Here is a 1,363-nt window from a genome sequence, read left to right as displayed (position 1 = left end):
CGGCCTGCCGGCCAATGTGGGCCAGAGCGCCTCGCCCAGCGGCAGCCCGCTGGTGGCCTCGGTGAGCACCACCGAGCGGCACAACGCCACCGGCCGCGTCCCCGGCCCCGTGGGCAACAGCGCCTCGGCCCGGGGCGGCTTCGGCACCGGCCCGCGCCTCGGCTGACGAGGGCTCCGGGCCCCGGCCCGGGCAGCCGGCCCATGCTTCCTGAAAGGGCGCCCCGCCGGCCGGTGGGGCGCCCTTTCCGCATGCGCGGTGCTCAGGCCGCCGCCAGGGGCGGGCTGCCGTAACGGGCCAGGGCCTGGCGCATCCGGTTGACCAGCCACCGCCCGGCGACGCCGGGCGGCCGGCTGCGCTCATGCACCACATGCAGCGGGATGGCGAAGCCGTTCTCCTCGAACAGATGCAGCCGCTTGAGGCGCCCCTCGGCGACATGCGCGGCCACCATGTGCTCCGGCATGTTGCACCAGCCGAAGCCCTCCAGCAGGAAGGCCAGCCGGGTGTTGAGGTCGGCGAAGCGCCAGTGCTGCGGGCTGATCACGCCGCGTGACCAGTTGCTCTTCGGCCCGCCATCGGTCAGCACCAGCTGGACATGCATGGCGAGTTCCTCCCGCGCCAGGGGGCCTTCCAGCCGGGCCAGCGGGTGGCCGGCGGCCACCACCGGAATCATCGGCACGTTCATCAGGAAGTCCACCGCCAGCTCCATCGGCCCGACCGCCTCCACCGGATAGATGGCCAGCCGCACCGTGCCGTCCCGCAGGTGGCGCTCGGGAGAGCTCAGCCCCTCGGTCAGCAGCGTCACCGGCAGGTTGGGGAATTCCTGCCGCAGCGCCTTCAGCGCCTCCATGGCGGGAGCGGGGGGCATCAGCGGGTTGATGGCGATGGTCAGCTCCGGTTCCAGCCCGCCCGTGATGCTGTCGGCGCGGGCGCGCAGCACCTCGGCCTGCTTCAGCATCAGCCGCGCATCCTCGATGATGACGCGCCCTGCCTCGGTGGGCGTGGGGCGCCGGCCGGTGCGGTCGAACAGGGAGAGGCGCAGCGTGCCCTCCAGCGCCTGGATCGACTGGCTGACCGCCGACTGCACCCGCCGCAGCCGCCGCGCCGCCGCCGAGAAGCTGCCCGTCTCCGCCACGGCCACCAGGACGCGCAGCTGGTCGAGTGTCAGGGGGTCGATCATCCATCTCTCCGACTGATGGGTTAGATCATTTATTTAGCAGTTTTTATGATGCCGCTGGGGGCCCATCTCTCTCTGCGACGGCGGGCGATCCCGCCAGAGCCTGAGCAACACACGAGATGAGAGACACGATCATGCGCAACGTTTCCGCTTTCCGCGCCCTGTTCCTGGCCGCCGGCCTGACGGTG

Annotated in this window: 1 protein-coding gene; it reads right to left on the bottom strand. The window is 71.7% G+C overall.

The window, feature by feature from the left end:
* Positions 1 to 260: 260 nt before the first annotated feature.
* Positions 261 to 1,178 (bottom strand): LysR family transcriptional regulator, encoded by a 918-nt coding sequence (locus ACFOY6_RS24080; RefSeq protein WP_379652452.1) that lies wholly within the window; start codon positions 1,176 to 1,178, stop codon positions 261 to 263.
* Between the last annotated feature and the right edge of the window lie 185 nt (positions 1,179 to 1,363).

Origin of the sequence: Teichococcus aestuarii, assembly GCF_042651065.1 — a bacterium.
In the GTDB taxonomy this organism is placed as follows: domain Bacteria; phylum Pseudomonadota; class Alphaproteobacteria; order Acetobacterales; family Acetobacteraceae; genus Pseudoroseomonas; species Pseudoroseomonas aestuarii.
Note: the sequence above shows the minus strand (reverse complement) of the source record. Positions and strands in the feature narration are given on the sequence as shown.

What these genes read in the sequence shown, in the direction of transcription:
- ACFOY6_RS24080 (WP_379652452.1), bottom strand. Translation starts at nt 1,178, where the DNA reads ATGATCGACCCCCTGACACTCGACCAGCTGCGCGTCCTGGTGGCCGTG.